Source organism: Pseudomonas sp. BN607 (assembly GCF_029871175.1).
Classification (GTDB): domain Bacteria; phylum Pseudomonadota; class Gammaproteobacteria; order Pseudomonadales; family Pseudomonadaceae; genus Aquipseudomonas.
The window spans coordinates 30,777-51,408 of sequence record NZ_SSOE01000066.1 but is presented as its reverse complement, the minus strand read 5'-3'; the positions used below and the strand labels follow the sequence as shown (position 1 = coordinate 51,408).

Here is a 20,632-nt window from a genome sequence, read left to right as displayed (position 1 = left end):
ATGTTTCTTAAGCCTTGAGCACCTTACCGCTTGAGCTCTTCGACAGGCGACACTCCCACAAAAACGGCTCGCTCTGTTGACCAGCGCGCTTCCTCAGCGCATCTGTCTCGTGTAAGGCGGGCGGCATTGTAGATTACTGTTCGGCAAAATGTGCAGTGCCCGGGCATCAAGCCAACCAAAACCCCGACGAAAAACTATCAGCGCTGTGTTTTGCGTGCTAACCCACCCTTTTTCGTGGAACCACCGCCTGGCGATCTCAACAGGCAGATAGGCTAGGTTTGCAGAAGCCTCGCGTAAGGCGCTGCGAACCGGTATGCGAACCACCGGTGCGAACTGGGCCGCTATACATTCTGGAATGCTTACGTGGCCGCGGACCAAGCTCAAGCGGGATAGCTCGCATACACCTTCGTAGCGACGTAGCAGAAAAATGAAATTAGCATCGTGATGTTACGCATCCGGTACATCGTTTTCGTGCGTGCGGCCCAACGATCAGAAGGTCCTCTCGCAAGCATCCTTGAGGTGAGATCGTTTAGCATCCCCATCTCGATCCGGTGCAAATAGGCCGAGTTTGCATTTGTTGTGGTAATCGTAGCCTCAATGCGGAGAAACCCGAAAACGGCGCTCAGTGCCATTACGAATAGCGTGACCAGGTACATCGTGGGCACGTTGAGACCTATAGGCCCAAAAGGCATCGTCTGAGCGAGGTACGCGCAAGCCGCCATCGACGCGCCCAGAACAAACCGATCGAAGTTTGCAGCTTCGGTGCTCGCGCTTTGGTGAAGCTGAACACTCCTTTCATCCGAACTCATTTTTCAGCGTCCTTGACTGGTTATTGACGGTGATTACTTACGTGGTGATCATGCAGATCGTCGATCTAGTCTCGCTGAGACGGTTTGGTCTGTCTCGCGCCACGATTTCATGAGGTCGCATTTCGTGGCGCGGAAAGAGTCATAGGCAGTTTTTTGTCGACTCCAGCGCCGCCGCCTTGCCAGCCCCAAAGTCGAGATACGAGCGCTGATAGAACTTCACATCGCTCCCGTTGGCGGCTTTGCTGACCTGCAGAACCTCATTTGTGTTCATGTCGTTTCCGCTCAACAACCTGTAGCCGTTTTCAGTCTCGCTCAAGGTCGCATCCGGCCTCGATTCCTGCCATTGAGGGAAAACACACAAGGCATATTGCTTGGGAGACTTGTGGGTCTGAGCAGCATAGGTGGGCCCCTTCTGGACCAGCTCGCCGGGCGAATAACACCCGGCAATCGAAAGGGTAACGGCTACGATTAAAGCGAGGCTGGCACAGCGCATGGGGCAGTCATCCATTACGAAGAAAACTGGAAACCTACCATGCGCCTGTGCAAAGCCCAATCAGTGGCGTCGTTCGCCTAACACCTCACCACTGGCCGCTATGGCGAACGCTTGCCGCCAGTGATCGACCAACTCCCCTTTTGGCGTCGAAGACATACCGATCAGATAGGTCACCGCAGGATGACAGCCACCCATGGTTCCGAGCAGGTCGTCTGCACACACATTGAAATCATCGCAGAACTCAGCAAAGGCTTGATTCGCCGCGGCCACTTGGTCAAGGCAATCCGTGATCTCTCCAGCGTCATTCCCCATAGCAGTACTTGCGAAGTTCAGGGCTAGCCCGCGCATTTCGCATTCGAACAGCTGGGCTACACGACACAGCATCCTTGTCGTATTGAGAAACTCCAGGCTTGCAACCTCCACATGCTCAGTGGGACAGCTGTCTACCAATTGGCGGACCTGGGCATAGTCTTTCTGAGCGATGGCCTTGATTGTGAGACTGATCCTTTCTCGCACGTTCACACCTTATCCTCCGCAACAATTGAGGCAGAAATGATCGCTCCGCCCCAACGTCGATGGCCGATGCAGATTGGCACGGGGTTGCCGCTCGCCACAGTGTTCTTGGCGCCGCCGAACGCGTAACTAGGAAGGTTCTCCGGCGCTCCGCTCTGAGAGAGGCCACCAGCCTGCGGGCTAAGCATCTGAATTACGCCTCCAGCGGTATTTGCAATGCCGGCCCCCATAACTGCCGTTGCGGCTGCCCCCGCGGTCATGAACGAAGCCACGACGATCAACGCTACGCCTATCACTGTCTGAAGAAGACCTGCGCGCTTGCTGCCATGGACCACTGGGACGAACCGCAGCTCTCGAGCGCCCCCCATGCCAAGTTCCTCCTCCCCGATGTTTCTGCCATTTTTGAAAACCGCGAAACGTAACCCTCGGCTTTCAGCATCGGCAACATCCTGGGCAAAGCCTGGATAGTTCACGTCGATCGCCTTGACTGCCTCCCTAGGGTCGCCCCGGTCCAACAGGAAACTCTGTTCCTTGAAGTATTTTCGTCGAAGAAATCCTCCAAGACGGACAGTTGTCCTGGGGGTGTAGTGAGCTGCTGTAGCTGCCATAAGTGAACTCCTGAATGCGCCGCTGGCGCTTGTTGTGGGCAGGTGCCCGTGGGTGTGTTTGATCGGCCCGGTCATCCGATCAGGTTGCAAAGAATTGCCTCAGACTCGGCCATGCCGTCGCGCTGGCTGGCGACCAAGTAGCGGAACACAGCCAGACCCTCTGCCTTGTCTCGGGGCCGGATCTGCGCCAGCAGGCCGAACACAAACCAGTCCCGCGCCGTCGCCTCCGGTGGCCCGTCGCTGGCGTCCCGGTCCACGGCGTTGCGCAGCCGGTAGAGCTGGTCCCAGTAGCCCAGCTCGTATAGGCAATCCGCCAAGGTGTGGGGTAGCAGCTCAGGGTGGGCGTTGAACCGGGCGGCTACCTGGCCCTTGTCGAAGTCACCGAGATGGCCGGAAGCCTCCAGCCCGCTCAGCGCTGCGATACAGAACGATTCCGCCTCGGTGTCGGCCAGCAGGGCATCACCAAAGCGAGCGGCGCCTTCCAGCCTCAGCCGGTGCCGCTCGATGGCTCGAGTAGCCAGCGCATCCAGATCAGCGAAACCGAATGACGACATGGCGGCGAATGGGTGGCCGGGGTTGGTGGCCACCAGGTAATCCCGGTACCGCTTCTCCAGCACATCGAGCGGCGTCCTGATCTTCTTGGCGCCTTCCATGGCCCCCTCAATCAGGGCGACCTGACCGGTGCTGATGATCGAGCGCAGCCAGAGCACCGCATCCACTTCCTTGTCGCCGGTGACGATCTCCTGCGGCGGCAGCTCGGGCACGCTCGGCAGGGTCTCGGTGCTGGCGCTGATCGGTGGCAGGGTGAACAGGGCGTGATGTTGCTCGTTGTCGCGGAAAGCCCCGGAGCGTGCAACCAAGGTCTTCACCGTTCCCAGCGGCAGGCCGGTGATCTCGGCCACCTCACGCAGCGAGTGACGGCGACGCAGGTCCAGCACCTGCCGACGCTGCTCGTTTGAAACCCGCTGTTTCGTCTTCGCGGCTGAATCCGCCTGTTTCATTGCTGGCGCGGTCATGGCTCACACCACCCTCAGTTTCGGTGGCAGCTTCGGCCCGAACGGCGCCCCAGGCGCGAATGGGTCAGGCAGCACGCCATCGGGGCAGTCCCTGATGAAGTCCGCCATAGCCGCGTGACAGGCATTGAACAGCGGCGCGTCATTCCACTTCTGCGCCCGGCGTTCTGCGCTGTCCTCCAGCACATGGGTGAACACCAGGCCTTCCAGGTTGGTGACGCCCTCCTGCCTGGCCCGTTCGCGCTCCACCGTGTTCACGCTCAGCAGGTCGCACAGGCGCTCGAATCCCAGGGCCTGGGCCAGCCCGTCATGGTCGAACAGCAGTGACTGGCCAAATCCCGCCAGCGCCACCAGCGCCTTGGCGCGCTCAACCGATCGGTGCGTCTGCGCCTGCTCCTCCAGATCGGCAATGGCCTGTCGGGTGAACGGCAGGAACGCTTTCAGCTTGCCCGCCTGGCGGCGCATGGCACGTCGCTCGGCGTGGATCGCATCGAGGTTGCGGCTGATGTTGCGGCAGATGCGCCGGGTGGTGATGAGTTGCGTGCTGGCGCTGATACCCGGCTTCGAGGCGATATCGCACAGGCGCATGGTCGGTGTGAGCGTCATGGGTGGGCCTCCATGGGCGTGTTGTCGTAGGTGGTGCGCAGCTCGGTACCGATCAGGCAATGGCGGCCGGCAGGCGCATAGCAGCTCCGGCAGGTCATCACATGGCTGATGTACCGGTCGCGTGCTTGGCGCCATTCAGGCGTGGCGTTGGCGGCGTTGGCGTAGGGGCTGGACGGCAATGACGCAGGCTCGACCAGCACCAGGCGCGGACGACCCGCGCGTTTCGCCATGGGCGGTTTGCCAGCGCCAGCAACGTTCGGCGGCATGTGATTGAGCAGGTCGGCAAGGAGGCTCATGGCGTCACCTCGCCCGGATTCCCATAACGCCCAAATGTGTCTGTGAAAAAAAATCGGGGGAACGGGGGAACGCGGGGAACACCCAGTGATTCCGGGGCCTCCAGCGGGGGTACGTGTTCCCCACCCGAAAACCTGGGGAACAGTGATAACCAGGCAGCAGGGAATGCACAGGCGCTTATATTCAAAAACATGTTTGTGTTCCCCCTGTTCCCCAACACTTCAATAAGGGGGAACGGCTACAGGCCGCGTAGTTGCTGGCTGTTCCCCCGTTCCCCCTGTTCCCCACGTTTTTAGGTTCCTGTGGATTCGGGCATTGGCGTTGGATGGTTATGACGGTCATAGGCCACCGCCATCGCTATCCATGGCATCGGGATCGATCACATAGAGGCGAGCAGACCCACCAGCAGGCAGGCGGTACTTCTTGGTCCTACGGCTGTCCCGGTCGGTATCGTGCTTGGCGAGAGCGCCAGCGCCCTCCAGCGCCTTCACGACACGCGCCAGCCCGTGCCCATGGGCGGCCTCAGTCAGTGCGGACTTGTTGAACAGGTACAGACGCTTGGCGCCCACCACCTCCCAGTACCCGGCGCGGTTGAACACCTTGGTGTCCGGCGTCTGGTCTTCTACGTCCGAAAACCGGCTGCTGCCGTGCTTGTCGATGAAGTCGAGGATGCCGGCCAGTATCTGGCGGTCCTCGGCGTTGCCACCGCCCACCCGGCTCAACCACTCGCCGTACAGCAACTGGCAGTCGGCCAGAGCGGTGCCCGGCGTCCAGGGCAGCAGGCCGTAGGCAATGGCCATTTCGCCCGCCAGCGCGATCACCGCGAAGCGATCGGCCACCCGCCCGGCCTGGGCGTTGTCCTCGACGAATTGGGCGCGGATACCGGCGAAGTCCTCGAGCAGCCCGGGGCGGTCATCGCTGGCCAGCAGCTTCTCCACGAAGGCCGGCCCGATGTGCCCGTGGTTCGCTCCTACGGCCACCGTGAGCTGGCGGTGGAAGTCGGCGCCCTCCAGGCCATGCAATTCATCGAAGGCGCGGTGCGTGCGGGTACCGGCATTTACGTCGACCATGCGTAGCTCAGCGCCAGCGTGGGCGGCATTCCCACTGATGGCTGCGTGCTCGGACAGGGAGCGCTCACCGCTGGAAAGCGCCAGCAGGCGCCAGCTCAGTTTGCCGCGGGCCTCCCGGTCGCGAGTCATGGTGCCCTTGCCCTGGCCGTTGGCGAGCGAGTAGGCCATTTCCTGTACGCGCTTGGGGTCGGCCCGCTTGATCTCGTCCAGGGGCAACATGGTGTCGTTGCGGCTGGACGCCTCGATCTCCAGTCCGCCCTTGGTCATGTCCCAGGACGCCGCGAAGATGCCTGGGTCGCCCCATACGGACGAGCCGATCAGTTGCGCCAGCGACTTGCCGCTGGAACTGTCGCCCACCAGGTGAACACCACCACCCAGCACGCCCACCAAGCTCAGTAGCGGGCCAGCGAGGGCGCAGCCAATGGCCAGGGTCAGTACCGGGTTGCCCTCGCACTTGGCCGCCACTTCGGTCTTCCAGCCGTCGAAGCTACCCCGCACGCTGAACAGGTTCTGCCCCTTGGCGCTGGCCTGGTAGCGCACTTTGTCGCTGCCAATGGTGCGCCCAGGCAGCACAAAAGCACCTGACTCATGCCAGCCGGGCCGGCAGGTGGTCGAGAACACCTCTGCAGGGCGCTGGTCCAGCAGGTACTCCATGAACTGGCCGCGCTTCTTCAAGGCGATGATGACGCCCATGCCGAACAGCGTCCGCCTGGCGTCCTCGCCGCTCCCACCGAACACCTCCATGGGAATGATCCATTCCTTGGGGCCGCTGTCGGTGAGCAGGCGCAGCAACCGGCCTTCGCTGCCGTCATCGCTGTTGGTGGTGCGAGCGGCGACGGTCACGGGCGTGGCGATCCACTCGTCAGTGATGGGGCGGTCGGCCTTGTCGTCGTCGTTGTCGTCGTCGCCGGCGCTGCGTTTAAAGCCGTGCCAGTACACACCGGGCTTGAGCCTGCGGCCCTTCTCATTGGTTACCCAGTGTTCGTACACGCCCCAGCACGGGCGATCAGGCTCGACCTTGGGCGCTTCGGGGCGCAGGTTGATGACGTTGTTATCAGGCGGACGCATGGCGGCACCTCCAGGCGGCGAGGTCGTTGAAGTCGGAAAGGGTCAGCGGCGCATCGGCCGGCCACTCGGGGAAAGTCACCAGACCACCACATGCGGCTGCGGCGTCATGGGCGGCGGTGCGCCCCGGGTTACCCTTGCCCTCGGCCTCGGTTTCGCGGTCGTCGTCGCCGGCGATGATGATTTCGGTGCCGGGGTGGTCGGCCCGTAGCGCCACCGCCACCGGTTTCAGGTTCCCGGCGTTCATCGCACAAGCGACCGTGTAGCCGCTCTCGTGAAGCGTGGCTCCCGTGGCCCAGCCCTCGCAGATGCACAGCGGTTTGCCCGGCGTGATGCGCCCCAGGGGCGAATAGACGCCCTTGATCCGCCCGCCATACAGGAAACGCTTGTCACCGTCCGGAGCGATACGTTGCAGGTTCGCCAGCACGCCACCGGCATACAGCGGCACCAGCAGATCGTCACCACGCTGGCGCAGGCCGTGGGCACGAATGCCCTTGGCGACCAGGTAAGGGTGGGCCGGGTCGGCACGGCGGGCATCACGCCACCAGTGCTGTGCCAGGCTGGCCGCTCTGAGCTGGCGCCGCTGCCGTTCGGCCTCCCGCTGGCGCCGGGCTTGCTCGATGCGCTGGCGCACCTGATCGGCTTCGCGGGCGTCCACCGGCTCACGGCTACACCAGGTGCTGGTGCCACCCGTCTTCCAGCTACCGAACGCACCCGAGGCGATGCCATCGGCAAACAGGCAGTACCAGCCATTGAGCGTGCCTGGCTTGTCGCCGGGAACGTGGAAGCGGTGGATATCGCCATCGTCCAGGGGCAGCCAATCGAGCGGCCCATAGGCCGACTGGAGCACGTCACGAAACAGGATCTTCGCGTCGGTCATGCGGCCCCCTGCGGTGGCGTGAAGCGCTTGGCCAGCCGTTCCAGTTGGATGGTCAGGCGCTCCAGCTCAGGGCAGTGACGACCAGCGTCACCCTCGGCAATGCGCAGGTCGAGGAAGCCCACCAGGGTTTCTACCAGCAGGGCATAGCTGACGCTGTCGATGTAGGCACCAGCAGTCGGTGGGCCACCGGCACCATTGCGGCGAATGGGCGTGACCTTACTCATGGCTCACCCCCCTTGGCGCCAGCAAAAGACCGGCAGACCTGGCCATTGTTCACCGCGTGCCAGTAGGTCAGCTCGTCCAGTGAGTCGACGAGACAGGCCGTCACCACGGCTTCAGCACTACGCAAAACTACGCGCCCACATTCGGCATCGGCCTGGCTCAGGAACGGCCCCAACAAGGCCCGATCGGCCTTCGGATGGCTCACGTAAAACAGCTCGGTGGCTTTCTTTGGGCAAGCCGATCCCATCAGCGCTTGCGCACTGTTTTGATTTTGCATGGGTTACTCCCCGTCGAAGTCGATAGGCGCGAAGCGCTCGGTGCCGCTGCGCATTGCTCGCAGGCCCAGGGCGGCGGCCTTGGCCACGGCGTCTGCAAAGCCCAGCTCTAGATTGGTGGTACGACCGCCCATGTCGGTGATGGCGAACCTGATGGCCTCATACGCCGCGGTTTCATCATTGGCCGACAGTTCGGCAATCTCACTATCGAAAAAGGCGATGCCCTTTCCCCAGTCAGCCGCCACGCCGGGGTTATTGCGTGGCCAGTTGACCATCCGCCCACAATTGTCGCGGCTAGTGAAAGTGAGATCGTCCCGGCAAGTAATGGGCGCTTTGTTTACGGCTCTCATAGCTCACCCCCTTGCTCAGCAATCACGCCGTCCAGCATTTCAGCCCAGGCCATGGCTGTGTGCTGCGCCATTACGGCGGTGACGCGGGCGACGATGAGGGGCGTGGTCGGTGCGGCGATCACCGCCAGGGCCATGCTCAGCAGCACCAGCACGCTTTGTACGTCACGCAGATCGTCCTGGGTGTCGTCAGCCATGTGGATGATGGAGGTCATACGATCACCTCGTCATCCATGCCTGCGCGCTCGCCCACAACGCCATACGAGGCTCCCAGGTGGCGATGAGCCCAGCAGAAATTACGGCTGAAAATTCGGACCTGCTCCAGGTGCCGTGCAATGTCGCACATCGGCCCTTCCGTATGGCTCGAACACATGGGGTAGAGCAGCTCGTAAAGCTTGTTGAATTCATCCCTAGCAAAGTTCATCGAGCACATGGCGCGGGCGTCGAGCACCGCCTCAGACAGCACCTCGCCTTCAAGGGGCGCGACGGTTGGGAAGTGGTTCATTGGGCACCGCCTTTCGCTTCTAGGGCGCGTGCTTTTGCCATGGCGGCGTTGTAGCGCTTGAGGCGCGTGGCAAGGCTGGAGTCAGCGCGAAGTGCGGCCAGAGCCAGGCGGCGGTGGGCGTATGCGCGAAGGCTGAAGTTCTTCATCACTGGGCACCACCCTTCAGCCAGAAGCTGCGGTAGACCTCATAGCTCGCATCATTGAGACCGGGGACGAAGCGAGTCGCCAAAGTCTTCGCCACCTCACCTTCGAGGGTGGCAGTGATGCTGAAAAGCTCAGATGGGGTGGAGTAGCGCAGAAGCGTCTTCAGCAGCTTTGAGCAGTAGGCACGCTGATGCTCGCGGGAAATTTCGGACGGATTGAGGGCGTGCATGGGTCGAGCTCCTTGATTTGAGGAGCTGCCACTGATCGTCGCCAAACGATTTAGGGTGGCAGCTGTACGCAGGTTGGCGAACCGGGAATCAAGGAACCCGGCAGACCCGAAGGTCTCCCGCGCACAGCCGCCATAACACGGGACTGCGGGCACAAAAAAAGCGCCAGCAATCGTGATAGGGGCGCTTATGCGCCTTGATTTAGTCGGGTCGCCAAACCCGGCCGCTGAATTTGCAGCGACCGGCGAACCATACCGAGCATCACGATTGCCTGCAACCAAAAATATCGACCGCTCATCGCGGTTCTTGAGCGCTAGCATCATGCGACATCCCTCCGGAGGTGCTTGGCTCGCAGGCTCTGGAAGTAGCGCAGCAGGGCCTTTTTGCGTGCGTCGAAGTCCTTCCCCTGGCCGATCAGCAGTACGTCACGGATCTCGATGAGCGATACCAACAGCAGCTCCTCGGCACTGAGCTGATCACGATTCCGGCCGGCGAATTGTCCGGTGATTACCTGGTTGATCAGCCGTGCTTCGTTGATGAAGTGATGGCGCTGGGGCGACGTACCGCGCTCCTCAAAGGCGACTGCCAAGGCATCGCACAGTCCGCGATAGCCGACAGCAGATTGCAGGCGGGCCTGCTGCCAGTTGCCTTGCTCACCGCGCAGCAGGGCATCGATCTGCTCGTCACACCAGACGGCAAAGTCCACGGAGAGCCACCGGGCAAACACCACCGCCAGCTTGGGGTGGAGCCAGGTACCGCCATTGCGACCACGCCGGGTGCTGACTAATTGCGGGATTTTCCCGTATTTAGCCAAAGCCTCCAGATAGGCCACTGTCTCGGGTAACCGCATCCATTCGTGGGGAAGCTTGCCGAAGCGTGCTGCCGCCTCGGTGGCGTTAATCCAACCGTCGGTGTTGAACCGCACGGCCTGACCGTCGTAGTCGAAGGGAATGATCTTGGCCGTCATGCCACCACCTTCTGCGCTGGGCTGGCGCTCATGTAATAGGTGGCCACCTTCTGGTGCTCACGGCCTTGGTCATCCTTGAGCGTGCCCAGGTGGGTGACGATGTGGTGGCCCAGGTCCCGCAGCTCAGAGATGCGCGCACCGGGGCGCAGGATGTTCAGCAGCGTGATGGCCTGGAAGGTATTAATCGAGCCATGCTGGCGCAAGTGCGCAAGAAGACGGGTGCGTTGTGCACTGCCGCTGGTATCATTGACTTGCATATCTTTGGGGCTGGCCTGTTGGTCGGCCTTTCTTTTGCTCATTAGGCAGCGACCTCGCGTAAAGCGATGCGCTGACGAACCCAGGCCTGGACTTCGGACAGAACAAACCCCACGGGCGATCCGCGGGACTTGCTGTTGCTCAGTGGTACCGGTCGAGGGAAAGTTGGATCGTCTTTAAGGCGCTTGTAAACGGTGGGCCGAGCGAGACCGGTAATAGCCTCAAGGTCTGGCATGCGGATCAAGGTGACTGCAGGATCGAAGCTCGAAGAGGTGCTCTTCGTACCCTCTGCGGCTAAATGCGGGTTGGCCATAAGTGTCTCCCGTTATTGGTGTAGATGGCGGGAGACAGATTGACCAAGAGTGAAAAACGGAAAAATTGGCAGGACGTGACGTAAATGAGGATATCCGTAACGGAAATCTACATAACCGTCACGACTACGATGTTTTTTTTCGACGCCCGCCCTTTCGCGCATAGTCCGGGGCTACCGGCTTGATCCACTCTTTCAAGCGATCACTGGTACCAGGTAGAGCCATCCCAAGCCCCTGGTCAGCAAGCTTCCGATAAACCAAATCCGCCATATCGCCGATGCGGATAGCCTTATCAAAATCCTTTTTCCAGTTGGCAGTTGCCAGCTTCAGAGCCTGCTCCACGGCTTCTTCCTTCAATCGATTTATCTCGTTCAGCCCTTTCATTCGACTATCTCGAGCAGCTCGAAGCGCCTCCCGATCCTGTTGAATTTGATTTGAATGCAGCAAAACCAAGGCATACTGGAGATGCTTCGTCGCAAAAACGAGCCTCGTGGCCGCATCCATCATGGTCGATTTCTGCCGTCCAATAGCGCGAACAGCACGGGCGTACTTAGTGGGCTTTGGCATTCGCCCAGGGAACTCCAGATCCAACATGTCTTCGATGTATCCGCTTTTGGACAGTGATTCCCTGTCATCGGCGAATGGGGGAATCGAAGCGAAATCCAGAGCTAGCTGAAACTCCTCTAACGCATAAACAGCCCAGAGATGCGCCTCAAGAACCTCTTTTCCATTGGCAAGCCTCATTTCCGAAGGGGCGAACATCTTCAACAGTTCGTACCGTCGGTTTTCCCGCATCATCTTGGCAGCGCCGTCATACTCGTCAGCATGAAGACCAGGGAGGGCCTCTTCGATATAGCTTCGATACTGGACTTTTGCATCGTCGGTGGACGAGATAATCAGCTTCCTGATCTCACCTACCTCAGACGTGGTGAACCCCACCAGAAGTTCTACGATGTCTCTATAGACGATGTTGAACCCCATACCTTCCGGGCAAAAATAGTACGGTGAAAACGGATCACTATCGTTGTAGGCGACACCATCAGGAATTGGATCGAACCTAACCATGCAATGGAGCCGGTCCTCGTACACGACAGGTTGAGGATCTTTCAAAAATCTCACGCAAAGCTCCCGTAAAGTTTGTGCATGCGCATGCAGGATCTCCAGATACGACACTTGGCCCCTTTCCAATCTGGCACTGCGCTACGCTCTTTTGATAGCGGTGACATTCTCTGCGCACTCGCTTCGATGGGCATATTCATACGGTGTTATATGGGTCACGCGATTGGCCTCTAGATAATCCGCCCACCATTGAACCATCAGCCGGCGCTCCTCGATGTATTCGGCCTTGTGGATGTAGGCAGCTCGCACGCTGTTGCGCTCTTGGTGGCTCATCTGACGCTCTACCGCGTCTTTGCTCCACAGTCCCGACTCGACGAGTGCGGAACAGGCCATGGCTCTGAACCCATGCCCACATACCTCGGTCTTGGTGTCGTAGCCCATACGTCGAAGCGCCTTGTTCACCGTGTTCTCGCTCATGGGCTTCCAGTGGTTGCTGTCACCCGCAAACACCAGGTCGAAACGCCCGGTGAGCTGGCGCACCTGCTCAAGCGTGGCCAGGGCTTGGCGACTCAGCGGCACCAGGTGGGGCGTGCTCATCTTGGAGCCGCGGTGCGAGTTCTTCACGCCCTCGATCTGCTGGCGCTCGCCGGGGATTTCCCACATGGAGCGACCGGCGTCGATCTCTGGCCAGCGAGCAAACCGCAGCTCACTGGAACGGATGAAGACCAGCAAGGTGAGCTGGGTGGCCAACCGGGTCAGCGGGCGACCGGTGTCGCTGTCGATTCTTTGCAGCAGCTCGGGCAGCCGATCCAGCGCCAGCGCAGGCCGGTGAACAGTTTTGCGTGTGGCGGTTGCGCCTTGGAGGTCCACCGCTGGATTGGTGTCGATGTGTCCGTGCTGGACAGCCATGCGCATGATGCCGGTCATGTACTGCCGTAGCCGGCCAGCGGTATCCAGAACTTCGCGCTTCTCCACCGCCTTGAGCGGCGCCAGCAGGTCGCGGGTCTTCAGGCCGGCCACCGGACGCTGGCCCAAGGCCGGGAGCAGGTAAGTTTCGATCCGCCGCCACACCGTCGCGGCATGACCTGGTGACCATTTCTTGGAACAGGCCTCATGCCAGTCCTTGGCCAGCACGCCGAAGGTGTTGGCCCTCGCATTCGCCGCGTCGACCTTCCCCTGCCTGGCGCTCTCGATCGGGTCTTTGCCATGCGCCAACAACTCCAGCGCTTCGGCCCGGCGCTCACGGGCGGCTTTGAGCGTCAATGCGGGGTAGTTGCCGAAGGTGGCCAGCCCCTCCCTGCCATCCGGGCGCTTGAACTTCATGCGCCAGATTTTGCTACCGTTCTTCTTGACCAGCAGAAACAGGCCCTGGCCGTCGAACAGGGTGTAGTCCTTGTCCCGCGGCTTGGCGGCCTCGCATTTGGGGTCTGAGAGGGGCGTAACGGTGCGTGCCATAGGTATACGTTTTCTCGTCGAACCGGCGTATACCCTAACGTATACCTAAAATCAGTATATGCCTAGAGATAGAACGAGACAGGCATAAACAAGAAAGCCCGCACTTGGCGGGCTTTTCAGGAGGTTCCGTGTACAAGGAGAGACATATCGGAACAGCTGGATGGTGCCGGAGACAGGAATCGAACCTGCGACCTTCGCGTTACGAGTGCGCTGCTCTACCGACTGAGCTACACCGGCGTGTAGCGCAACGTACCACTGCTCACACCCGCAACGCAAACCCCTGTTTCCGCTGGTTTATTGCCCTGCCCTCAAGCCCCCTTGCACCCTTTGGGCGCGAGGTCTTCCGCGATGTCGGTCGTGCACGCCCAGCCGTTGGCCGAACGCGTCAGGGTCAGGGCCTTGCCCAGCACGTTGGCCGGGGCATCCACCAGGGTGCAGACAACGCTGCCGCTGCCATCTGCGGCCTTGCCGCTGGCCGTGATCGCACAATGCGCCGTCGCCGGCTGGCCACCCAACTCGGCGACACCGGCCACATCCTTTCCATCATTCAGCCGCAGATCCATCGCCGTTTTCAGCGCGCTGATCTCCAGCAACCCGGCCGCGGCCTTGGAGCGGGCCTGGTGGTTGGTGTACATCGGTAAGGCGATGGTTGCCAGAATGCCAATGATCGCCACGACGATCATCAGTTCGATCAGGGTGATACCGCGTTGCCCTTTCATGAACAGTTTCCTTTTTGATACGCGTACTCGTTGAGGTCAATCTCGCCCCAACCGGCAGCGGCGCAGTAGGCCTGAACAGACACCTTTTGTCACCCCTGCCCGCTTGGGCGTCATCTTCGCTGATCTACTCTAGTGAGCATCACGGACGCGCGCCCTGGCATGGACGCGGCAAGCTGTTTCCAGGCTTGTCGCACGGGCAGAACAAGGACCTTCGCATGACCACATCCACATCGCTGTACAACTGGCACGGCACCGACGCCAACGGCGTGCCGGTCAGTGGCCAAACGCCTGGGCGCAGCCCGGCGTATGTACGGGCCGGGCTGATTCGCCAGGGCATTACCGTCGCCAGTTTGCGGCCGGCCAGTGGGCTGACGTTCAGTTTGCCCAAGCGGCGGGAGAAGGCCGACCCGGCAGGTTTCAGCCGGCAGCTGGCAACCTTGCTCAAGGCCGGGGTGCCGCTGCTGCAGGCGTTCGAGGTGATGGGGCGCAGTGGTGGTGATGCGGCGCTGGCAGCGCTGCTGGTTCGATTGAAACAGGATGTGGCGTCGGGCTTGGGGCTGGCGGACGCGTTGCAACGGCACCCGGCCTGGTTCGATGCGTTGTACTGCAACCTGGTGCGGGTGGGTGAGCAGTCCGGCACGCTGGACCGCCAGCTGGAGCAGCTGGCGGGCATGCTGGAGCAGCGGCGGGTGCTGCACAAGAAGGTGCGCAAGGCGATGATTTATCCGTTGCTGCTATTACTGAGCGGGCTGGGGGTGTCGGCGATCTTGTTGCTGGAGGTGATTCCGAAATTCGAGGGCATGTTCTCGGGCATGGGCGCGCAGCTGCCGGCATTTACCCAGTGGGTGATCGACTTGTCCACAGGGCTTAGCCGGTTGGCGCCGCTGTTGCTGGGGATGGCGGTGTTGCTGGGTGTTGCCGTTCGCCAGCTTTACCGGCAACACGCGCCAGCGCGCCTGTGGATAGCTCAGCGGGTGCTGGGCCTGCCGGTGTTCGGTACGTTGCTGGGGCAGGCGGCGTTGGCGCGGTTTGCGCGTAGCCTGGCAACGTCTTATGGGGCCGGCGTGCCGTTGCTGGATGCGTTGGGTACGGTGGCGCGGGTAACGGGCGGCGATTTGCACGAGCAAGCGGTGTTGCGCCTGCGCCAGGGCATGGCCAATGGGCAGGGGCTGAACCAGGCGATGGGGGCTGAACCGCTGTTTCCGCCTTTGCTGGTGCAGCTGACGGCTATCGGTGAATCCAGCGGCACGCTGGACCAGATGCTGGAAAAAGCCGCCAGCCATTACGAGGAACAGGTCAGCCAGGCGCTGGACCAGTTGACCAGCCTGCTGGAGCCGGCCATCGTGCTGATCCTGGGGCTGCTGGTCGGTGGCCTGGTGGTGGCGATGTACCTGCCGATCTTCCAGTTGGGTAGTTTGATCTGAACATGACTTTATGGACTTTACTGGCTGAACAGCCGGCGTACTTCCTCACCTTGGCCACAGTGCTGGGCCTGCTGGTGGGCAGCTTTCTCAATGTGCTGGTGTATCGCCTGCCGATCATGCTGGAGCGGCAATGGCAGCGTGAGGCCCAGGAGGTACTGGGGCTGCCGACCACGCAGCACGAGCGCTTCGACCTGTGCCTGCCCGCTTCGCGTTGCCCGCATTGCGCGCATCAGATTCGCGCGTGGGAGAATATTCCGGTCATCAGCTACCTGGCCTTGCGTGGGCGCTGTTCAGCCTGCAAAACCCGCATCAGCCCGCGGTACCCCGTGGTGGAAGTGGCCAGCGCGCTGCTGTCGCTGGTGGTGGCCTGGCGTTTTGGCGTTACGACAGAAGCCTTGCTGGCATTGCCACTGACCTGGTGCCTGCTGGCCTTGAGCCTTATCGATGCCGACCACCAACTGTTGCCGGATGTGCTGGTACTGCCGATGCTGTGGCTGGGGCTGGTCGTCAATGCCTTTGGCGTATATGTGCCCCTAAGTCACGCGCTGTGGGGCGCGGTGGCCGGGTACCTCAGCCTGTGGTCGGTGTACTGGGTGTTCAAGCTGGTCACCGGCAAGGACGGCATGGGTTACGGCGACTTCAAGCTGATGGCGCTGATCGGCGCCTGGGGCGGCTGGCAGGTGCTGCCGTTGACGCTGCTGCTGTCGTCGGTAGTGGGTGCATTGGTGGGCCTGTGCCTGCTGCGGTTACGCCGGCATGCCTTGGGCACAGCCATGCCGTTTGGCCCTTATCTGGCGATTGCGGGCTGGATTGCCGTGCTCTGGGGTGATGAAATATACGCCTCTTACATGCAACTGCTTGGATACTGATGACCACTGCGGCCTTTACCCCCTGGATTCTCGGCCTGACCGGCGGCATTGGTAGCGGCAAGAGCGCCGCTGCCGAGCGCTTCGTCGAGCTTGGCGTGCACCTGGTCGATGCCGACCAGGCAGCGCGCTGGGTTGTCGAACCCGGCCGGCCGGCCCTGGCCAGCATTGTCGAGCGCTTTGGCGCCGGCGTGTTGCAGGCAGACGGCCAGCTTGATCGTGCGGCCTTGCGCCAGCTGATCTTCGCCGACCCAACGCAGCGCAAATGGCTGGAGCAACTGCTGCACCCGCTGATCGGGCAAGAGATTTTCAGCTACCTGGCCAAGGCCGAATCGCCCTATGCGGTCTATGTGTCGCCGCTGCTGATCGAGTCTGGGCAATACCACAAGACCCAGCGCGTGCTGGTGATCGATGCCCCCCAGGAGCTGCAAGTGGCGCGCACCCTGGCGCGGGACAACACCAGTGCCGAGCAGGTGCAGGCCATTCTGCAGGCCCAGCTGGCCCGTGAAGATCGCTTGCGCCACGCCGATGATGTGGTGGTCAATGATGGCGGCCTGGCCGCGCTGCACGAGCAGATTGACCGCCTGCACCACTTTTACCTGACTTTGAAAGGAGGCCAGCCATGAGCCAGCCATTGACCGTCGATTGCCCGACCTGTGGCGCACCTGTGGAATGGACCGATAGAAGCGCGTTCCGCCCATTTTGTTCCGATCGCTGCAAGCTGATCGATCTGGGTGCCTGGGCGGCTGAGGAGCACAAGATTCCTGGGGCGGAAGATTCCGAGGATGAGCTTTATTCGGGGGACCTCGAGCCGCGGCATTGACCTGATGCACACATACAACGCGGGCCCACAACCCGCGCGGTAGCTGTGGGAGCGGGCAACCCCGCTCCCTCAGTGAGAGTGCAACCTCTAAGTGCTGTGCTTTACCCCCGAAGAGGCCGGCATAGCCACAATACATTCACCGCTCATCTTCCTTCCACGGCGCCTGCAAATACCGCGTGCGGTTGAAGGTTTCCAGCCATTCCGGGCAAAACACCACCAGCGCACTGATGACCATGCCGTTGATAAACGCCTCCGGGAACATCATCAGCCACAGGTAACCGACAAAGTCGCTGAGCCACTCCGGCAGGGCAAAGCGCCCGTCCAGCCATAACACCCCCAGCGCTGCCGGCACGCAGACAAGCACCGTCAGCGCGGCAGGGAAAAACCCCGAGCAGAAGATATAAACGAACAGGTTCCGTGGCTGCGCACGTTCGACCAATATCGCGCACACCTCGGTAATCAGCACCGGCAAGCCCACCAGCAACAGGCCATTCACCCCCAGCGCCGCCAAATCCTGACGCCCCAACGCCAGCAAGCCCAACTGGGCCATGAACCCGCCCAGCACCGCCAGCGGCCAGTCCAGCAACAGGGTAACCGCGGTCATGCCGATAAAGTGGTACGACACCCCGGTATCGAAATCGCGCCTCACCAGCCATAGCGCAAACAGGCAGAAGACCGTGCCGAACAGCAGATGCTGACGGCGCCGGTCGGTGAACAGCTCAACCCAGCGAACCCGGCTGACCGCCCAGATCAGCAACGGCACGTAACCCAGCCAACCAAGGGTAAGGGTGGTGCCGGACAACACCTGCGCGCTGATCACCTGGGCAATACCCCCTGCCGCCATGTGGATAAGTCGAGTTTACACCCTTTCTCCATTTCCTTCGGCTGCGGCGGGCTGGCGCCCTCGTTCGATGCTGGGAGCATTGCTGATTTCTACGCTTGAACAGCATCTTACCGTCATCGATTAGCGGCTAAGCTTGTCTGCATGGATGACTCAGATTACCTGCGCCTGCTTACCATCCAGGCCGAACAAGCCAATGCCTTTCTCTCCAACGCCCGCAAGTGGGAGCGGGAGCGGTGGGTGTGCCAGCGGCTGTTGCAGGGGCTGAACATCCCCTACCGCAGCGAGGACTTCACCCCGGCCGGGCAAGAGCCGCCCGACGTGCTGTTCCGTGATGCCGCGTTCGAAGTGTTTTTCGTGCTCGACGAGGGCCGCCGCCTGAATGATGAGTGGCGCGAAGAGCTGCAACGTCGACGCAGTGCGTTTTCCCTGGCCCAGCTGGTGCGCCGCGAAGCGCGCCCGCGGCGCATCAGTGCCACCGAGCTGCTCGGGCGCCTGGCGCCGACCTTGCGCAAGAAAGCGCACAACTACCGGGAGCGCGGGCTGGAGCTGAACGAGCTGGACATCATTGCCTTCTCCAGCCTGAAGCGCGAAGTGCTTGACCTCAACACCCACTTCCCGCCGCCCACAGAATACCTGCGCCAGGGCTGGCGCTCGCTGTCGCTGGTGGGGCCGACATTTGCCCGGGTGCTGTTCGCCCACCCCGACGCGCCGGACTTCCTGCGCGGCAACCTGGGCCGCAGCATCGTCTTCGACGTGGGCATCAGTCTTTGATCCAGTGCAGCGATTGTTTGCGATGGCGTACACTCGGCGCCAGGGATAGAAAGCATTATCATTTGTTTCAAGCGCTTGCGCGAACGCTGTAGCGTTTGCGCAGTCACAGACGTCTACCTGACGAGGCCCACCATGACTAGCCGCCTGAACCCGGAAGATCAGCGTCGTGTCGATGAGTATCTGCGCGCCCCCCAGCACCAAGTCGAGCGCCGGCCCTTCCGGCCATGGCTGCTCCTTGTGCTGGTGGTGGCCGTGACCATCGGGTTGGGCCTTGTCAGCCGCCTGCTGAGTGGACTGGTGCTATGAGCTGCTTCGCGCTCGCCCTCCCCTCGTGCAGTTTGCGGCCGCCCCACAGGGGCACGAATTCCGTAAACCTTATGAGATATTTCCATGACTCATCGCATCGTGATTGTCGGCGGCGGCGCCGGCGGCCTGGAACTGGCGACCCGCCTGGGTAAAAGCCTGGGCAAGCGCAAGCAGGCCGAAATCACCCTGGTCGACGCCAACCTCACCCACATCTGGAAGCCACTGCTCCACGAAGTGGCGGCCGGCTCGCTGAACTCCTCGGAAGACGAACTGAACTACGTGGCCCAGGCCAAGTGGAACCACTTCAACTTCCAGCTGGGGCGCATGAGCGGCCTGGACCGTGAAGGCAAGCAGATCCAGCTGGCCGCTACCCTCGACGAAGATGGCCGCGAGCTGCTGCCTGCGCGTACCTTGGGCTACGACACCCTGGTCATCGCCGTGGGCTCCAACACCAACGACTTCGGCACCCTGGGCGCAGCGCAGCACTGCCTGTTCCTGGATACCCGTAAGCAGGCCGAACGCTTCCACCAGCAGTTGCTCAACCATTACCTGCGTGCCCACGCCGGCGATGTGGCCAGCGAGCAGATCAGCGTCGCCATCGTGGGTGCCGGTGCCACCGGTGTGGAGCTGGCGGCCGAACTGCACCACGCGGCCCACGAACTGGCGGCCTACGGCCTGGACCGCATCCAGCCCAAGGACATGCACATCACCCTGATCGAAGCGGGCCCGCGGGTGCTGCCGGCACTGCCAGAGCGCATCAGCGTACCGGTGCACAAAACCCTGGAAAAACTCGGCGTGAAGGTGCTGACCAACGCAGCCGTCAGTGAAGTGACTGAAGATGGCCTGAAAACCAAGGACGGTGAAGTGATCCAGGCCAGCCTGAAAGTGTGGGCGGCGGGTATCCGTGCACCCGCGTTCCTGAAAGACATCGACGGCCTGGAAACCAACCGCATCAACCAGTTGGTGGTACGCCCCACCCTGCAGACCACCCGCGACGACGATATTTTCGCCTTCGGCGACTGCGCCGCCTGCCCGCAACCTGACAGCGACCGTAACGTGCCGCCACGCGCACAGGCGGCGCACCAGCAGGCATCGATGCTGGCGCAAAGCCTGAAGGCCCGGCTGGAGAACAAGGCCCTGCCGACTTACGCGTACAAGGACTATGGCTCGCTGGTGTCGCTGTCGCGCTTCTCGGCGGTAGGCAACCTGATGGGTAACCTGATGGGCAGCGTAAAGCTTGAAGGCTGGCTGGCGCGGATGTTCTATGTGTCGCTGTACCGCATGCACCAGATGGCGCTGTACGGGTTCTTCCGCACGGCTTTGATGATGCTGGGCAGCAAGATTGGCCGGGGCACCGAGCCGCGCCTCAAGTTGCACTGACAGGCAACGCCAAACCCTGTGGGAGCGGGTTTACCCGTTACCACAGGGGTAACCTTCGGGATTTTTTCCGGGGCAAAAGAAAAAGGGCATCTCATGCGAGATGCCCTTTGTTCATGGTGGGTCGTGTAGGATTCGAACCTACGACCAATTGGTTAAAAGCCAACTGCTCTACCAACTGAGCTAACGACCCAAAAATGGTCGGGGTGAGGGGATTCGAACTCCTGACATCCTGCTCCCAAAGCAGGCGCGCTACCGGACTGCGCTACACCCCGAGTGCTTCAAAAAAAAGGGCATCTCAATTGGAGATGCCCTTTTCTACATGGTGGGTCGTGTAGGATTCGAACCTACGACCAATTGGTTAAAAGCCAACTGCTCTACCAA

The 20,632-nt window shown here is 61.5% G+C and carries 30 protein-coding genes and 3 tRNA genes; 7 read left to right on the top strand and 26 right to left on the bottom strand.

Features of this window, described 5'->3' with window-relative positions; genetic code table 11:
• Nucleotides 1-380: 380 nt before the first annotated feature.
• The 23 genes from E8E68_RS23245 to E8E68_RS23135 form a co-directional block, all read right to left on the bottom strand.
• Nucleotides 381-809: a hypothetical protein gene (locus E8E68_RS23245; RefSeq protein WP_280345286.1), complete on the bottom strand. Its 429-nt coding sequence runs from the start codon at nt 807-809 to the stop codon at nt 381-383.
• Nucleotides 810-948: 139 nt separating this feature from the next.
• The gene (locus tag E8E68_RS23240; protein WP_280345283.1) at nt 949-1,302 is read right to left on the bottom strand and encodes a hypothetical protein; all 354 of its coding nucleotides are present in this window, start codon (nt 1,300-1,302) and stop codon (nt 949-951) included.
• A gap of 60 nt (nt 1,303-1,362) precedes the next feature.
• Complete coding sequence (locus tag E8E68_RS23235) at nt 1,363-1,824, bottom strand: hypothetical protein (RefSeq protein WP_280345280.1); 462 nt, start codon at nt 1,822-1,824, stop codon at nt 1,363-1,365.
• On the bottom strand, nt 1,821-2,423 hold the full coding sequence (locus E8E68_RS23230; protein WP_280345277.1) for a tail assembly protein: 603 nt from the start codon (nt 2,421-2,423) through the stop codon (nt 1,821-1,823). Before E8E68_RS23230 ends, E8E68_RS23235 begins: the two co-directional genes overlap by 4 nt.
• 71 nt (nt 2,424-2,494) lie before the next feature.
• A complete protein-coding gene (locus E8E68_RS23225) occupies nt 2,495-3,439 on the bottom strand; it encodes a hypothetical protein (RefSeq protein ID WP_280345274.1) in 945 nt (314 codons plus the stop codon).
• A 3-nt stretch (nt 3,440-3,442) separates the two neighbouring features.
• Nucleotides 3,443-4,042: a hypothetical protein gene (locus E8E68_RS23220; protein ID WP_280345271.1), complete on the bottom strand. Its 600-nt coding sequence runs from the start codon at nt 4,040-4,042 to the stop codon at nt 3,443-3,445.
• Nucleotides 4,039-4,338, bottom strand: a complete 300-nt coding sequence (locus tag E8E68_RS23215; protein WP_280345267.1) for a hypothetical protein — start codon at nt 4,336-4,338, stop codon at nt 4,039-4,041. Before E8E68_RS23215 ends, E8E68_RS23220 begins: the two co-directional genes overlap by 4 nt.
• A gap of 336 nt (nt 4,339-4,674) precedes the next feature.
• On the bottom strand, nt 4,675-6,474 hold the full coding sequence (locus E8E68_RS23210; RefSeq protein WP_280345264.1) for a DUF927 domain-containing protein: 1,800 nt from the start codon (nt 6,472-6,474) through the stop codon (nt 4,675-4,677).
• A complete protein-coding gene (locus E8E68_RS23205; protein WP_280345261.1) occupies nt 6,461-7,351 on the bottom strand; it encodes a toprim domain-containing protein in 891 nt (296 codons plus the stop codon). The genes E8E68_RS23210 and E8E68_RS23205 overlap by 14 nt, the downstream gene beginning before the upstream one ends.
• A complete protein-coding gene (locus E8E68_RS23200) occupies nt 7,348-7,575 on the bottom strand; it encodes a hypothetical protein (RefSeq protein WP_280345259.1) in 228 nt (75 codons plus the stop codon). The genes E8E68_RS23205 and E8E68_RS23200 overlap by 4 nt, the downstream gene beginning before the upstream one ends.
• The gene (locus tag E8E68_RS23195) at nt 7,572-7,850 is read right to left on the bottom strand and encodes a hypothetical protein (RefSeq protein WP_280345256.1); all 279 of its coding nucleotides are present in this window, start codon (nt 7,848-7,850) and stop codon (nt 7,572-7,574) included. Before E8E68_RS23195 ends, E8E68_RS23200 begins: the two co-directional genes overlap by 4 nt.
• Nucleotides 7,851-7,853: 3 nt before the next feature.
• Nucleotides 7,854-8,198, bottom strand: a complete 345-nt coding sequence (locus E8E68_RS23190) for a hypothetical protein (protein WP_280345252.1) — start codon at nt 8,196-8,198, stop codon at nt 7,854-7,856.
• Nucleotides 8,195-8,410 carry a hypothetical protein gene (locus E8E68_RS23185; protein WP_208210604.1) on the bottom strand — a complete coding sequence of 72 codons (216 nt, stop codon included), beginning with the start codon at nt 8,408-8,410 and terminating at the stop codon, nt 8,195-8,197. The genes E8E68_RS23190 and E8E68_RS23185 overlap by 4 nt, the downstream gene beginning before the upstream one ends.
• Nucleotides 8,407-8,700 carry a hypothetical protein gene (locus E8E68_RS23180; protein ID WP_094994313.1) on the bottom strand — a complete coding sequence of 98 codons (294 nt, stop codon included), beginning with the start codon at nt 8,698-8,700 and terminating at the stop codon, nt 8,407-8,409. The genes E8E68_RS23185 and E8E68_RS23180 overlap by 4 nt, the downstream gene beginning before the upstream one ends.
• On the bottom strand, nt 8,697-8,846 hold the full coding sequence (locus tag E8E68_RS23175; protein ID WP_280345241.1) for a hypothetical protein: 150 nt from the start codon (nt 8,844-8,846) through the stop codon (nt 8,697-8,699). The genes E8E68_RS23180 and E8E68_RS23175 overlap by 4 nt, the downstream gene beginning before the upstream one ends.
• The gene (locus E8E68_RS23170) at nt 8,846-9,073 is read right to left on the bottom strand and encodes a hypothetical protein (RefSeq protein WP_280345238.1); all 228 of its coding nucleotides are present in this window, start codon (nt 9,071-9,073) and stop codon (nt 8,846-8,848) included. Before E8E68_RS23170 ends, E8E68_RS23175 begins: the two co-directional genes overlap by 1 nt.
• 317 nt (nt 9,074-9,390) lie before the next feature.
• A complete protein-coding gene (locus E8E68_RS23165; RefSeq protein ID WP_280345235.1) occupies nt 9,391-10,038 on the bottom strand; it encodes a KilA-N domain-containing protein in 648 nt (215 codons plus the stop codon).
• Nucleotides 10,035-10,337 (bottom strand): helix-turn-helix domain-containing protein, encoded by a 303-nt coding sequence (locus tag E8E68_RS23160; RefSeq protein WP_280345232.1) that lies wholly within the window; start codon nt 10,335-10,337, stop codon nt 10,035-10,037. Before E8E68_RS23160 ends, E8E68_RS23165 begins: the two co-directional genes overlap by 4 nt.
• The gene (locus tag E8E68_RS23155) at nt 10,337-10,606 is read right to left on the bottom strand and encodes an AlpA family phage regulatory protein (protein WP_280345229.1); all 270 of its coding nucleotides are present in this window, start codon (nt 10,604-10,606) and stop codon (nt 10,337-10,339) included. The genes E8E68_RS23160 and E8E68_RS23155 overlap by 1 nt, the downstream gene beginning before the upstream one ends.
• A gap of 124 nt (nt 10,607-10,730) precedes the next feature.
• Nucleotides 10,731-11,777 (bottom strand): hypothetical protein, encoded by a 1,047-nt coding sequence (locus E8E68_RS23150; protein WP_280345226.1) that lies wholly within the window; start codon nt 11,775-11,777, stop codon nt 10,731-10,733.
• 27 nt (nt 11,778-11,804) lie between these two features.
• Nucleotides 11,805-13,118 carry an integrase arm-type DNA-binding domain-containing protein gene (locus E8E68_RS23145; protein WP_280345223.1) on the bottom strand — a complete coding sequence of 438 codons (1,314 nt, stop codon included), beginning with the start codon at nt 13,116-13,118 and terminating at the stop codon, nt 11,805-11,807.
• Nucleotides 13,119-13,279: 161 nt separating this feature from the next.
• Nucleotides 13,280-13,355: transfer RNA gene (locus E8E68_RS23140), tRNA-Thr, on the bottom strand.
• Between the two features lie 71 nt (nt 13,356-13,426).
• Nucleotides 13,427-13,837 carry a pilin gene (locus E8E68_RS23135; RefSeq protein ID WP_280345220.1) on the bottom strand — a complete coding sequence of 137 codons (411 nt, stop codon included), beginning with the start codon at nt 13,835-13,837 and terminating at the stop codon, nt 13,427-13,429.
• A gap of 215 nt (nt 13,838-14,052) precedes the next feature.
• On the opposite strand from E8E68_RS23135, the gene E8E68_RS23130 reads away from it, so the two are divergent.
• Genes E8E68_RS23130 through yacG form a run of 4 tightly spaced genes read left to right on the top strand, consistent with a single transcriptional unit; the run spans nt 14,053 to nt 16,950 of the window.
• Nucleotides 14,053-15,261, top strand: a complete 1,209-nt coding sequence (locus E8E68_RS23130; RefSeq protein ID WP_280345216.1) for a type II secretion system F family protein — start codon at nt 14,053-14,055, stop codon at nt 15,259-15,261.
• Between the two features lie 2 nt (nt 15,262-15,263).
• Nucleotides 15,264-16,130, top strand: coding sequence for an A24 family peptidase (locus E8E68_RS23125; RefSeq protein WP_280345213.1), 867 nt, complete (start codon nt 15,264-15,266; stop codon nt 16,128-16,130).
• Entirely contained in the window at nt 16,130-16,753 is a 624-nt protein-coding gene (coaE, locus tag E8E68_RS23120; protein ID WP_266028697.1) for a dephospho-CoA kinase, read from the top strand. The genes E8E68_RS23125 and coaE overlap by 1 nt, the downstream gene beginning before the upstream one ends.
• On the top strand, nt 16,750-16,950 hold the full coding sequence (gene yacG, locus E8E68_RS23115) for a DNA gyrase inhibitor YacG (RefSeq protein ID WP_266028698.1): 201 nt from the start codon (nt 16,750-16,752) through the stop codon (nt 16,948-16,950). Before coaE ends, yacG begins: the two co-directional genes overlap by 4 nt.
• Before the next feature lie 136 nt (nt 16,951-17,086).
• Here yacG and E8E68_RS23110 read toward each other — a convergent pair whose 3' ends face one another.
• On the bottom strand, nt 17,087-17,794 hold the full coding sequence (locus E8E68_RS23110) for an energy-coupling factor ABC transporter permease (protein WP_110747814.1): 708 nt from the start codon (nt 17,792-17,794) through the stop codon (nt 17,087-17,089).
• Between the two features lie 141 nt (nt 17,795-17,935).
• Between E8E68_RS23110 and E8E68_RS23105 the strand changes: the two genes are divergently transcribed.
• The 3 genes from E8E68_RS23105 to E8E68_RS23095 all read left to right on the top strand — a co-directional run bounded on the left by E8E68_RS23105 (nt 17,936) and on the right by E8E68_RS23095 (nt 20,251).
• Entirely contained in the window at nt 17,936-18,565 is a 630-nt protein-coding gene (locus E8E68_RS23105; RefSeq protein WP_003247546.1) for a DUF1780 domain-containing protein, read from the top strand.
• Between the two features lie 132 nt (nt 18,566-18,697).
• Entirely contained in the window at nt 18,698-18,871 is a 174-nt protein-coding gene (locus tag E8E68_RS23100; RefSeq protein ID WP_033744188.1) for a DUF3094 family protein, read from the top strand.
• An 84-nt stretch (nt 18,872-18,955) separates the two neighbouring features.
• Nucleotides 18,956-20,251: an NAD(P)/FAD-dependent oxidoreductase gene (locus E8E68_RS23095; protein WP_110747811.1), complete on the top strand. Its 1,296-nt coding sequence runs from the start codon at nt 18,956-18,958 to the stop codon at nt 20,249-20,251.
• A gap of 114 nt (nt 20,252-20,365) precedes the next feature.
• On the opposite strand, the gene E8E68_RS23090 is transcribed toward E8E68_RS23095, so the two are convergent.
• Nucleotides 20,366-20,441, bottom strand: a tRNA-Lys gene (locus E8E68_RS23090).
• Between the two features lie 5 nt (nt 20,442-20,446).
• A tRNA-Pro gene (locus E8E68_RS23085) sits at nt 20,447-20,523 on the bottom strand.
• Nucleotides 20,524-20,632: the final 109 nt, after the last annotated feature.

Bases quoted from the DNA above. Each gene is read 5' to 3' on its own strand.
- E8E68_RS23245 (WP_280345286.1), bottom strand. From the start codon at position 809: ATGAGTTCGGATGAAAGGAGTGTTCAGCTTCACCAAAGCGCGAGCACC.
- E8E68_RS23240 (WP_280345283.1), bottom strand. From the start codon at position 1,302: ATGCGCTGTGCCAGCCTCGCTTTAATCGTAGCCGTTACCCTTTCGATT.
- E8E68_RS23230 (WP_280345277.1), bottom strand. From the start codon at position 2,423: ATGGCAGCTACAGCAGCTCACTACACCCCCAGGACAACTGTCCGTCTT.
- E8E68_RS23225 (WP_280345274.1), bottom strand. From the start codon at position 3,439: ATGACCGCGCCAGCAATGAAACAGGCGGATTCAGCCGCGAAGACGAAA.
- E8E68_RS23220 (WP_280345271.1), bottom strand. From the start codon at position 4,042: ATGACGCTCACACCGACCATGCGCCTGTGCGATATCGCCTCGAAGCCG.
- E8E68_RS23215 (WP_280345267.1), bottom strand. From the start codon at position 4,338: ATGAGCCTCCTTGCCGACCTGCTCAATCACATGCCGCCGAACGTTGCT.
- E8E68_RS23210 (WP_280345264.1), bottom strand. From the start codon at position 6,474: ATGCGTCCGCCTGATAACAACGTCATCAACCTGCGCCCCGAAGCGCCC.
- E8E68_RS23205 (WP_280345261.1), bottom strand. From the start codon at position 7,351: ATGACCGACGCGAAGATCCTGTTTCGTGACGTGCTCCAGTCGGCCTAT.
- E8E68_RS23200 (WP_280345259.1), bottom strand. From the start codon at position 7,575: ATGAGTAAGGTCACGCCCATTCGCCGCAATGGTGCCGGTGGCCCACCG.
- E8E68_RS23195 (WP_280345256.1), bottom strand. From the start codon at position 7,850: ATGCAAAATCAAAACAGTGCGCAAGCGCTGATGGGATCGGCTTGCCCA.
- E8E68_RS23190 (WP_280345252.1), bottom strand. From the start codon at position 8,198: ATGAGAGCCGTAAACAAAGCGCCCATTACTTGCCGGGACGATCTCACT.
- E8E68_RS23185 (WP_208210604.1), bottom strand. From the start codon at position 8,410: ATGACCTCCATCATCCACATGGCTGACGACACCCAGGACGATCTGCGT.
- E8E68_RS23180 (WP_094994313.1), bottom strand. From the start codon at position 8,700: ATGAACCACTTCCCAACCGTCGCGCCCCTTGAAGGCGAGGTGCTGTCT.
- E8E68_RS23175 (WP_280345241.1), bottom strand. From the start codon at position 8,846: ATGAAGAACTTCAGCCTTCGCGCATACGCCCACCGCCGCCTGGCTCTG.
- E8E68_RS23170 (WP_280345238.1), bottom strand. From the start codon at position 9,073: ATGCACGCCCTCAATCCGTCCGAAATTTCCCGCGAGCATCAGCGTGCC.
- E8E68_RS23165 (WP_280345235.1), bottom strand. From the start codon at position 10,038: ATGACGGCCAAGATCATTCCCTTCGACTACGACGGTCAGGCCGTGCGG.
- E8E68_RS23160 (WP_280345232.1), bottom strand. From the start codon at position 10,337: ATGAGCAAAAGAAAGGCCGACCAACAGGCCAGCCCCAAAGATATGCAA.
- E8E68_RS23155 (WP_280345229.1), bottom strand. From the start codon at position 10,606: ATGGCCAACCCGCATTTAGCCGCAGAGGGTACGAAGAGCACCTCTTCG.
- E8E68_RS23145 (WP_280345223.1), bottom strand. From the start codon at position 13,118: ATGGCACGCACCGTTACGCCCCTCTCAGACCCCAAATGCGAGGCCGCC.
- E8E68_RS23135 (WP_280345220.1), bottom strand. From the start codon at position 13,837: ATGAAAGGGCAACGCGGTATCACCCTGATCGAACTGATGATCGTCGTG.
- E8E68_RS23130 (WP_280345216.1), top strand. From the start codon at position 14,053: ATGACCACATCCACATCGCTGTACAACTGGCACGGCACCGACGCCAAC.
- E8E68_RS23125 (WP_280345213.1), top strand. From the start codon at position 15,264: ATGACTTTATGGACTTTACTGGCTGAACAGCCGGCGTACTTCCTCACC.
- coaE (WP_266028697.1), top strand. From the start codon at position 16,130: ATGACCACTGCGGCCTTTACCCCCTGGATTCTCGGCCTGACCGGCGGC.
- yacG (WP_266028698.1), top strand. From the start codon at position 16,750: ATGAGCCAGCCATTGACCGTCGATTGCCCGACCTGTGGCGCACCTGTG.
- E8E68_RS23110 (WP_110747814.1), bottom strand. From the start codon at position 17,794: ATGGCGGCAGGGGGTATTGCCCAGGTGATCAGCGCGCAGGTGTTGTCC.
- E8E68_RS23105 (WP_003247546.1), top strand. From the start codon at position 17,936: ATGGATGACTCAGATTACCTGCGCCTGCTTACCATCCAGGCCGAACAA.
- E8E68_RS23100 (WP_033744188.1), top strand. From the start codon at position 18,698: ATGACTAGCCGCCTGAACCCGGAAGATCAGCGTCGTGTCGATGAGTAT.
- E8E68_RS23095 (WP_110747811.1), top strand. From the start codon at position 18,956: ATGACTCATCGCATCGTGATTGTCGGCGGCGGCGCCGGCGGCCTGGAA.